The sequence below is a fragment of the Parabacteroides sp. AT13 genome (assembly GCF_002272965.1).
In the GTDB taxonomy this organism is placed as follows: Bacteria; Bacteroidota; Bacteroidia; order Bacteroidales; family Tannerellaceae; genus Parabacteroides; species Parabacteroides distasonis.
Genome location: NZ_NQMH01000001.1, coordinates 1,145,381 through 1,155,858 on the forward strand (window position 1 = coordinate 1,145,381; position 10,478 = coordinate 1,155,858).

Genomic DNA, 10,478 nt, shown 5'->3' on the forward strand with positions numbered 1-10,478 from the left:
CTTTTGGCGTCATAACAATCATTAGATTATAATTCATAATTAAATAATACGTAATTCAAAATGGCACTACAAATTACAGACGCTAATTTCGAGGAGTTGGTTAACTCCGGAAAGCCCATGGTTCTTGACTTTTGGGCAGAGTGGTGTGGCCCTTGCCGCATGGTATCTCCTATCATTGATGAGTTGGCAACCGAATACGAAGGTCGTGTGACGATCGGTAAAATGAACGTTGACGAGAATGACGATGTAGTCGGACGATTCGGTATCCGCAACATCCCTACCGTTCTTTTCTTCAAAGACGGTAAGATGGTTGATAAAGTAGTAGGCGCTACGGCTAAGGATAAGTTCGTAGAAAAGATCGAGGCAATGCTTAAATAATTGAAAGTTGAGAATTGAGAATTGAAAATACCGAGGAATACGCTCTGTAACTTTCAATTCTCAATTTTTAATTCCCCTAAGTATATGTCGCTTGCCCGGAGGACCGGGAAGACGGCTCATCTCAAAACCAGCCGCTTGCATACCTCTGCGTACCTCTCCTTTTGCGCAATAGGTTACGATCACTCCGCCCGGTGCGGTATGAGCATACAAACGATTATAGATTTCTTGATTCCACATCTCCGGTTGTTTCTCGGGCGCAAACGCGTCGAAATAGATCAAATCGATATCATCCGGTAGTTCACAGGCGTTACTATTTCCTTCTATTTTATGAAGTGTAAAGCGCTCTGAGATTGAAACGGGAGTATTCCACTCCGCCTCATGCAAGGCTAAGAATAACTCTTTTCTCTCCGGCCAGATCAGCTCCCCATAATTCAAGGCACGAATCGTATCTAAAGGAAGCGGGTATAACTCTACTGTATGATAATCAATATGATGTGCTTGAGATAGCTCGACATCCTTCAATGTCAAGAAGGCGTTCAGCCCTGTACCGAAGCCAATCTCCACGATTCGGATAAAGTCTTTTTCAAGCGCATGCAATCCCGCCTCTATAAATATATGTCTTGATTCCTGCAGGGCCCCGTTCACGGAATGATAATGTTCATCCATCGCCGGAATATATAGTGTATGGCTTCCATCCGCCGTTATCTGTAATTCTTTCTCCATATGTATGCAAAGATAATACATACGAATCAGAATAATACTTATCTTTACCGCTATAAATATGATATAAGATATGGATAGACGCCATCTTTACTTCTTACTATTCTTATTATGTACCATACAAGCCGCTATCGGTCAACAGCGCTCCTTCTCTATCAAGGGAGTTGTAAAAGACGCGTCAAGCGGACAGCCGATACCTTTCGCTAACGTAGTGGTATGGAACACGACGCAAGGGGCGGTCACCGATTCCACCGGATTATTCGAGATATCCGGCATATCACCCGGAAGCTATCGTCTCCAATCCTCCTTTCTGGGATATAAGCCCTTCGTTACCGCCGAATTCAGACTAGCGAATAAAGATATATTCTTCCCGATCGAGCTAGAGGAAGCCAGCCAGAATCTGCAAGAGGTTAGCGTAGTAGCCTCTCCGTTCCGTAAAACCGCCGAAAGTCCGCTAGGACTTCGTGTAATCGGTTTCAAGGAGATAGAGAAAAGCGCGGGAGGAAACCGGGATATCTCCCGGGTAGTACAAACCTTTCCGGGAGTAGCGTCTACGGCAGCGTTTCGTAACGACTTGATGGTAAGAGGAGGAGGTCCCTCGGAGAACCGTTTCTTTTTGGATGGCGTAGAGATACCGAATATCAACCATTTCTCTACCCAAGGAGCCTCCGGAGGTCCGGTCGGTATTATCAATCCCGATTTTATCCGGGAGGTCAACTTTTATTCGGCCGCATTCCCCGCATCCAAAGGGAACACTTTAAGTTCGGTATTGGATTTTAAACTACAAGATGGAAATAAGGAGAAATTCTCATTGCGAGGAGTCCTAGGAGCCTCAGATATCGGTGTGTCCGCTAATGGACCGCTAGGAAAAAAGACCACTTACCAAGTGTCTGTTCGTCGCTCTTACCTTCAATTCCTTTTCGATATGATCGGCTTGCCGTTCTTACCTACTTTCACGGATGCCCAATTCAAGATTAAGCACTCCTTCAACCCCAAGAATGAGCTTACAGTTCTCGGATTAGGGGCGATCGATGATATGAAGCTGAATACAGGAATGAAAGACATGAGCGAGAAAAACCAATATATCCTCTCTTACTTGCCGGTCGTAAAACAAAAAACGTATACCCTTGGAGCGGTTTATAAACACTACGCCGGTAAAAATCTCTACTCGGTCATTATTAGCCGCAGCCAGACCAACAATAAGAATATTAAATACAAAGACAATGATGAAAGCCAAGTAGAGAATCTCTCCTTAAATTACCGTTCGGACGAGATTGAGAATAAGTTCCGAACGGAAAACACGTTCCGCTTACCATTCATTCAATTGAATGTCGGAGGAAACATCGAATACGCCCAATACACGAATGACACCTATCAAAAGCAATTTACCTCTATCCCCCGTACCATCGTATATCAAACAGACCTTGGCATATGGAAGTGGGGTATCTATGCCACGGCTATTTATGAGAGTTATAACGAGCGGTTTACCACCTCTTTAGGTGTTCGTGCGGACGCAAACAATTATTCCTCGGATATGAATAATTTGTTAGATCAGTTATCTCCTCGCCTATCCTTATCCTACCGCTTGTCCGATCCGCTTTATATAAACGCAAATATCGGACGCTACTACGAGCTTCCTCCTTATACGACATTGGGATTCAAGGATAATGAAGGTAATTATGTAAACCGGGCAAATCATTTAAGCTATATCCGAAGCGACCAAGCCGGATTAGGCTTGGAATACCGTCCTACCTCATACTTGAAATTCACGGCCGAAGGATTCTATAAACATTATGATCGTTATCCGATGTCCATACTCGACAGTATCCCACTCGCGTCGAAAGGTACGGACTATGGTGTCTTGGGAAATGAGGCCGTATCATCTACCGCTACAGGGCGAGCTTATGGGCTTGAGATCATGGGACGTTGGTATAATTATAAAGGGCTTACTTTCATCGCGTCCTACACTTTGGTAAGAAGCGAATTCAAGGATGGGAGAAATATGGACACTTATCTTCCTTCGGCTTGGGACAATAAGCATCTGTTCACGTTTAGCGGGACTTATTCTTTACCCAAGAACTGGGACGTAGGCGCCAAGTTCCGGATAGTAGGAGGCGCTCCCTATACGCCTTACGATGTAGAAAAGAGTAGTTATGTAGAAGCTTGGGACGCTAATAACGGGCTATACTATGATTACAGCCGGTTTAACAGCGAACGGCTCAAGCCATTCACGCAGTTAGATATCCGTATCGATAAAACATTTTACTTCAAAAAGATCATGCTTGGAGCCTATATCGACATCCAAAACATATTGAATTCCAAATACAAAGAGCAAGACGTATATATCAAAACGGGTAAAATTATCAACCCGGAAGCTCCCATATATGAACAACGGTACGAATTAAGACCGATAGAACGTCTTACAGGAACGCTTCTCCCAAGTATCGGAGTGATGATCGAGTTATAGATTTTAGGCGTAATAGATTCTTTTTATTTTGAATTTCAGCAATTAATCATAAATCTTTCCTATTTTTGTGGTCTGTATTAATAACAAATAGTACTTTAATCGCAAATAAGCACATGAATAGGTAGGTAAAGAATGACATTATTAAAAAACTACATACGATTCGTACTCTTTATCGTGTTAAGTCTGGTCTTTTCTTTCCACTTATACGCTACAGATAATGCAGGCCCTATTTTAATCATTAGCTCCTACAATCCCGATACACGTAATACGACCGCCAATATTTCCGAGTTTATGGAGGAATATAAGCGGGGAGGTGGTATCTCGCCGGTGGTTATCGAGAACATGAACTGTAAGAGCCTCCCGGAAGCCCCCTTATGGGACGGTAAGATGAGAGGTATATTGGATAAATATAAGGAAAATAACACTCCTCAGCTTATCATTATCTTAGGTCAAGAGGCATGGGCTTCTTATATCTCCCAAGAATACAAGCCTGATATACCGGTTTTATGCGGTATGATCAGTAAGAATGCGATCTTATTACCCGACTCGGATTTAAATGTCGCCGAATGGGAGCCGAAATACATCGATATCCAAGAGTACGTAGATAAAGGTTTACACCTTGGCGGGTTCTTGTATTCTTATGACGTAAAAGAAAATATCCGGTTAATACGTAAGCTATATCCCAAAACTCAAAATATAGCATTAATCACCGATAATACCTACGGTGGTTTAGCTATGCAGACCTTGGTAAAAAAGGAAATGGAAAATATCAAGGATCTGAACTTGATATTACTGGATGGAAGAAAGAATAATATCTACACCATCGTTGAGCAAATCAAGAACCTGCCGGATCAGACCGTGATATTGATCGGTACATGGCGTGTAGACGTGAACGACGGGTATTATGTTGGAAATGCCACGTATACCATGATGACCGCCAATCCCAGAATCCCGACATTCACATTGGCATCCGTCGGCATAGGGCACTGGGCCATCGGAGGTTTCAGTCCCAAATACAGGCCTATAGGTTCCGATTTGGCGAAAGAGGCTTTAAGTATATTGGAGAAGAAAATCGCCCCTAAAGATATCCATCCCCAAATCATCCCCAATGGATATGTGTTCGACGCTTCAAAGATCAAGGCTTTTGATATCAGCAGACTGTCATTGCCCCACGACGCTACTATTATCAACGAGGACCCGAGCCTATTCTCCAAATACAGGTTCGAGATCTTGCTAAGCGTAATCACCGTATTGTTTATTTTCCTGATTATGATATTAATCTTCTTTATCCGGACCAATAAGCTGAAAGATAAGTTATTGGATCTACAGAAAGATAATATACTAATCATGAATAATATCCAAGCTTCTATCTATTTCATCAAGCCGGATTATACCGTAAAATGGAGAAACGAGGTAGAGTTCCATGACTGTATCCCTGAATTCGGTCCGACTAATTGCTTCTTGGTCAAGAACGGAGTAAAGCCTTATTGTACCCGTTGCACGGTCGCAAAGGCCATGGAAACCAAAACGCAGGTCGATATCACGAATGAGTTCGGCGATGGAAAGTATCTTCATATTTTGGCGAACCCTGTATTAGACGAGCACAACAACCTTATCGGGGTTATTTTCAAGAAAGAAGACGTGACAAAACAAAAACAGGCGGAGAACGAACTGAGGAAAGCGAAAGAGAAAGCGGAAGAGTCCGATCGTTTGAAATCCGCATTCTTGGCGAATATGAGTCATGAGATTCGAACGCCATTGAATGCGATCGTCGGTTTCTCCGGATTATTGGCCGTAACCGAGAATATGGAGGATAAAGAGGAATATATCAATATCATTAATAGCAACAACGACCTGCTATTGCAATTGATCAATGATATTCTCGATCTAGCCAAGATAGAGGCGGGTACGCTAGAATTCGTGGATTCAGACGTAGATGTCAATCAACTATTCTCCGATATCGAGCAGTCTTCCCGTTTGAAGGCGCAAGATGGTGTGCAGGTATGCTTTGTCGAGAAGATCCCGAATTGTATCTTACGCACCGACCGTAACCGGGTCTCCCAAGTCATTACCAACTTTATCAACAATGCCATCAAGTTCACAACTCAAGGTAGCATCCTGTTTGGCTACCGCCGTAGAGACGATGAGTTGTATTTCTATGTAAAAGATACGGGATGCGGTATCGCCAAGGATAAGATCGGTCAAGTTTTCACCCGTTTCGTTAAGTTAAATAGCTTTGTGCAAGGAACGGGGCTGGGATTATCGATTTGCCAGATGATTATCAAGCGTCTGGGTGGAGATATAGGGGTGGAATCAGAGCAAGGAAAAGGTTCTACATTCTGGTTTACGTTGCCCTATTCGATACTAGAGATGCAGGAAGTCCCGCATGAGAAACCAAAGACCGAGAATGTACAGAAGAGCCAGTCATCCAAATCTGCAACCCTATTAATAGCGGAAGATAACGAAAGCAACTATACTTTATTCCAAGCCATGTTGAAAGATTATAACCTTATACACGCATGGAACGGGGAACAAGCGATCGATTTATTCAATAAATATCAACCGGACTTAATCCTAATGGACCTAAAAATGCCGATCGTAGACGGCTATGAGGCTACACGGGTAATTCGGGAAAAGAACCAGTCCATTCCTATCATCGCCGTAACAGCTTTCGCCTTCGCGGAAGATGAGGAACGGGTAAAACAAAGCGGATTCTCCTCTTACATCGCTAAACCGATCAAGCCGGATAAGCTAATCGCATGTATTAATACTTATTTATAGAATCCGTTTGGTAACAATCGGAAAACGCAAAACGAAAGAGGAACCCTTCTCTACTTGAGAGTCGAGACTAATACTTCCTCTATGACGGTTCATGATCTGCCGGCAAAGACTTAATCCGATGCCGGAACCTTTAGATTTAGTCGTGAAGAAAGGAACGAAGATTTTGTCGATTGCCTCGGGAACAATTCCGCTACCATTATCAATCACCGAAATAATTACCATACCGTTTTTTTGGACAGCCTCCACTATAATTTGAGGGGATAAGGATTCTTCACAAGCCTCTATCGCATTTTTCAATAGATTAATTAATACTTGTTCCACCATGATCCGGTCCGCATATAAATTCAAGTCTTCCGGCTTTACATGAAAGAAGAGGATATCGGATTTCTCCGGGAATAGAAGCCGGATATCGTCAAAGAGAGCCGAAACCGAGAAGTTTCGTAAAGTAGGTAAAGGCAGACGGGTTAATTTCCGATAATTCTCGACAAAATCCAATAACCCCTTACTTCTTCGGTGGATCGTTTGCATGGCTTGTACCATAATAGCGTAGTCTTTCTCATTCATGCCATTTATCGTCGCACGCTCGGCTACCGTCTCCGATAAAGAGATTACCGGAGCGATCGAGTTCATGATCTCATGCGTCAATACCCGGATAAGTTTCTGCCATGCCTCGGTTTCCGCCTCAGCGACCACCGAACTATACAATCGACTCCGCAAAGCCTCCAAGGCAGCGTTCATAGAAGAGGCCAAAGCCTTTTCGTCTTCCGTCATTGAATCGGAAGGATAAAACAGGCTCAGATCCCCGTAATGAATACTCTCTATCAGGTATTCCATCCGCTTAACAGTCTTTTGCTGATCCTTATATAAGAAAACCGAAAGCGCAAGAATACAAAATCCGAACAGCGCAGGAATAAACAAAAACCCTTTCAGCATTAAGAATGAGGCAGTAAAAGACAAGACCACGATCCCCAAAATACGAGCGAACAACAAGTAACGTATCATAAGCCAAATTTCTCCAATTTACGATACAAGGTAAAGCGGGTAATCCCTAGAAGCTCGGCGGCACGAGTGATATTCCCCTCGGCACGACGTAAGGCACGTTCGATCGCTTCTTTCTCCAATACCGTCAAATTTAACTCATCGGATGGTTCCTTATCCCTAAGCGGGACAGAACGCAGAATAAAGTCTTCCGGCCTTAGCCAATTACTTTCAGACAAGATAACCGCCCGTTCAATCGCATGTTGCAGTTCACGTACATTACCGGGCCAAGCATAATTATGTAGCTTATTCTTCCCATCCCTGTTAATGCCCTTCAAGTCTTTCTTATATTTACGGGCATACTTCGACAAGAAATGTTCAGCCAATAAGATCACGTCATTTCCTCGTTCCCTCAAGGGAGGAATATGTAACTCGATCGTATTAATACGATATAAAAGATCTTGCCGGAAAGTACCTTCTGCCACAAGATGATGGATATTCACGTTCGTTGCGCAGATCAACCGGATATCAATCGGTATGGGTTGCGTTGCTCCCAAGCGGGTTATCTGTCGTTTTTCCAAAGCGGTCAACAGTTTCGCTTGCATGGAAAGGCTTAAGTTCCCGATCTCATCCAAGAACAAGGTACCACCGGAAGCTACCTCCATTCGTCCCGGCTTTTCCTTACGGGCATCCGTAAAAGCCCCTTTCTCATAGCCAAATAATTCACTCTCGAAAAGTTGTTCCGGAATAGAGCCCACATCGATCCCGACGAAAAGATTCTCCGAACGCGGAGATTGATGATATAAGGCGCGGGCAACTAAATCTTTACCGGTTCCATTCTCCCCCAAGATTAATATATTGGCATCCGTATTCTTTAATTTATCGACCGTAGCGAAAATAGCCTGCATCGGTTCGCTTTCACCGATGATCTCGAAGCCAGCATCCTCGGGTGAACTAAGAATCTCAACTTGTTTCTTTAAATTTCGCACTTCCGCCCTACTCTCCCGAAGTTCCAATGCAGAAGAGAGTGTAGCGAGTAATTTCTCCTTTTCCCAAGGTTTCGGGATAAAGTCGGTAGCTCCCGCCTTAATCGCCCGCACGGCCTTATCCGTATCCGAATAGGCAGTCATAAAAAGAACCACCACGTCCGGGTCTATCTTCTTTATCTTCTCCAGCCAATAGAAACCCTCCTGACCACTAATAGCATCCCGTTTGAAATTCATATCCAACAAGATAATATCCGGGATAAAAGTCCGCATGAAATGATCGATGCGCTCCGGTTGCGTAGCCACTCTTATTTGTTCCATATAGGGCTCCAGTAATAAGTTAAGGGCAAAAAGGATGTCCTCATTATCATCTATAATTAATAGTTTTCCCTTTTTCATAAGCGCTGAACTAGTTTGTGATGCCTCAAAGGTAGGTATTAAATCAATGGAAGAAGCGTGCGTAATCGAACGATTATCGTGCGCAGATGAACTGTTAAATTAATAGTCCGCAAAGAGGGTTAAGATTAAGTAAACGGTAAGACTATTTAAGCGAAAGAAAAAACGAGGAGAAAGAAGGAAGACTATCTTTGAACACAATTAACAATTCAGGCATTCATGAGACCACTATTGATTGGATTTTTCGTCTGTATAAATATACACTTAGGCTATGCGCAATGGACTGAGCAAGATTCGATCTGGCTAAAGGATGTATTAGCAGGCAAAGATTCCATCAAATTGAACCCTGAATTCCAAAAAGCAATCCAAAGCGGTTCTTTCCTCAACCCGGAACCGGGAAAACCGATGGGGAAACCTCAACTGGCCGCTCCCAGCAATATCCCTATCACCAAAGATTTCTCAGAATATATCCAACAAGACGATACGACACACCGAAAAGTAGCATTGAAGGATTTACCGCCATCGGTATTCTGGCGACATAATCCACCGTATAAAAAGATACTGCCTGTCTATCAATCTATCTTAGATGAATTGAAAAGGACTCCGTCCAGTGGTCGTACCTCACTAGCTACCTTCGATCTAGGAAGGATGACCAGCCGGAAAACATATGTCCATAAACGCAACGCAAAACGCAACGGAACTTGGCAAAACTACGGCAACCTCCCTACCCCGGATGTCATCTCTAAAAAAAAGAAATTCGAAAGACAACAGGCAGAGGCCGCAAAAAAGGACTCCTCATTGATGATCCAACCACCAATCGATTAGCTTACGGGCCAAGCTCAACTTACGGGGGATCTCCGGTAGATTATCTTTGGTATAGAAGGCACCAGAGCTTAGTTCCTCATCCTGCAACTTAATTTCCCCACTTACATAATCCGCTACAAAGCCAACCATCAAGCCACTCGGATAAGGCCAAGGTTGGTTTCCGAAATAAGTGATATTATCGACCTCTAAACCCGTTTCCTCACGGACCTCCCTGCGCACACACTCTTCCAAGGTCTCGCCAACTTCTAAGAATCCGGCCACTAATCCATGGAAAGTTCCCCGGAAATTACGGGCATGTACCAAAAGAATCGAATCCTCCTTACGGATCAAGACGATCATCGCTGCTGAGATTGTCGGATAAATCTCATGTTTGCAAGAAGGACATTGCTTCGTGATCGACGTAGTCTGCACGGTAGGAGTACCACATACCGGACAGAAACGGCTATGGCTATCCCAATAAAGCAATTGATAAGCCTTACCCGCCTTCTCGTAACACGCTCTCGAGATATAATCCCAAGAGGCACGCAACCCCATATGTACGTAACGGTCATTCCCCTCCACCGGAGTATCTAATTCTGCCGTACGTGCGGGAAGTCCATCCCGGTAATCAACCTCCAGCGTATGAGAAACCGGAACTGGGGGATTCTCGCCATAGGGGATGGTATACGTATCATTCTCTTTCTGAAGCAACAGTTGGTCTTTATAAAAAAGGAACCAATAACAGAGTTTATTTGAAGTTTCCATGCTAATATTCCCGAATTATCTTTCTGTATGTAAAACATCCGCGAACTTACGAATTAAAATCCAATAACGTGCGGAAGCGAACGTGCACCGTGCGAAGGCACACACAATCGTTTCTAAGCATTTTTCTATTATCTTATGATTAGCAGAACGTTACATCGATGGCACATTATTTGCCTCCTTTCTAAAAAATGAATATATTTAAA

General features: G+C 43.5%; 8 protein-coding genes. 4 read left to right on the forward strand and 4 right to left on the reverse strand.

The window, feature by feature from the left end:
• Positions 1 to 60 precede the first annotated feature (60 nt).
• On the forward strand, positions 61 to 378 hold the full coding sequence (gene trxA / locus CI959_RS05280; RefSeq protein ID WP_009016887.1) for a thioredoxin: 318 nt from the start codon (positions 61 to 63) through the stop codon (positions 376 to 378).
• A gap of 60 nt (positions 379 to 438) precedes the next feature.
• Here trxA and mnmD read toward each other — a convergent pair whose 3' ends face one another.
• On the reverse strand, positions 439 to 1,101 hold the full coding sequence (gene mnmD / locus CI959_RS05285) for a tRNA (5-methylaminomethyl-2-thiouridine)(34)-methyltransferase MnmD (protein ID WP_005859496.1): 663 nt from the start codon (positions 1,099 to 1,101) through the stop codon (positions 439 to 441).
• Positions 1,102 to 1,171: 70 nt separating this feature from the next.
• Here mnmD and CI959_RS05290 point away from each other — a divergent pair, with 70 nt between their 5' ends.
• Complete coding sequence (locus CI959_RS05290; protein WP_009016885.1) at positions 1,172 to 3,565, forward strand: TonB-dependent receptor; 2,394 nt, start codon at positions 1,172 to 1,174, stop codon at positions 3,563 to 3,565.
• A 132-nt stretch (positions 3,566 to 3,697) separates the two neighbouring features.
• Positions 3,698 to 6,346, forward strand: a complete 2,649-nt coding sequence (locus CI959_RS05295) for an ATP-binding protein (protein WP_057316318.1) — start codon at positions 3,698 to 3,700, stop codon at positions 6,344 to 6,346.
• Here CI959_RS05295 and CI959_RS05300 read toward each other — a convergent pair.
• Positions 6,341 to 7,348, reverse strand: a complete 1,008-nt coding sequence (locus CI959_RS05300) for a PAS domain-containing sensor histidine kinase (RefSeq protein WP_005859503.1) — start codon at positions 7,346 to 7,348, stop codon at positions 6,341 to 6,343. The two genes, CI959_RS05295 and CI959_RS05300, sit on opposite strands and share 6 nt — an antisense overlap.
• The gene (locus tag CI959_RS05305; RefSeq protein WP_005859505.1) at positions 7,345 to 8,709 is read right to left on the reverse strand and encodes a sigma-54 dependent transcriptional regulator; all 1,365 of its coding nucleotides are present in this window, start codon (positions 8,707 to 8,709) and stop codon (positions 7,345 to 7,347) included. Before CI959_RS05305 ends, CI959_RS05300 begins: the two co-directional genes overlap by 4 nt.
• Before the next feature lie 216 nt (positions 8,710 to 8,925).
• On the opposite strand from CI959_RS05305, the gene CI959_RS05310 reads away from it, so the two are divergent.
• On the forward strand, positions 8,926 to 9,531 hold the full coding sequence (locus CI959_RS05310; protein WP_005859506.1) for a DUF4858 domain-containing protein: 606 nt from the start codon (positions 8,926 to 8,928) through the stop codon (positions 9,529 to 9,531).
• Here the strand turns inward: CI959_RS05310 and nudC are convergent.
• Positions 9,502 to 10,275, reverse strand: coding sequence for an NAD(+) diphosphatase (nudC, locus tag CI959_RS05315; protein ID WP_005859508.1), 774 nt, complete (start codon positions 10,273 to 10,275; stop codon positions 9,502 to 9,504). The genes CI959_RS05310 and nudC overlap by 30 nt on opposite strands.
• Positions 10,276 to 10,478 lie beyond the last annotated feature (203 nt).

Coding starts and splice junctions, on each gene's coding strand:
- CI959_RS05295 (WP_057316318.1), top strand. CDS start 3,698: ATGACATTATTAAAAAACTACATACGATTCGTACTCTTTATCGTGTTA.
- trxA (WP_009016887.1), top strand. CDS start 61: ATGGCACTACAAATTACAGACGCTAATTTCGAGGAGTTGGTTAACTCC.
- mnmD (WP_005859496.1), bottom strand. CDS start 1,101: ATGGAGAAAGAATTACAGATAACGGCGGATGGAAGCCATACACTATAT.
- CI959_RS05300 (WP_005859503.1), bottom strand. CDS start 7,348: ATGATACGTTACTTGTTGTTCGCTCGTATTTTGGGGATCGTGGTCTTG.
- CI959_RS05290 (WP_009016885.1), top strand. CDS start 1,172: ATGGATAGACGCCATCTTTACTTCTTACTATTCTTATTATGTACCATA.
- nudC (WP_005859508.1), bottom strand. CDS start 10,275: ATGGAAACTTCAAATAAACTCTGTTATTGGTTCCTTTTTTATAAAGAC.
- CI959_RS05310 (WP_005859506.1), top strand. CDS start 8,926: ATGAGACCACTATTGATTGGATTTTTCGTCTGTATAAATATACACTTA.
- CI959_RS05305 (WP_005859505.1), bottom strand. CDS start 8,709: ATGAAAAAGGGAAAACTATTAATTATAGATGATAATGAGGACATCCTT.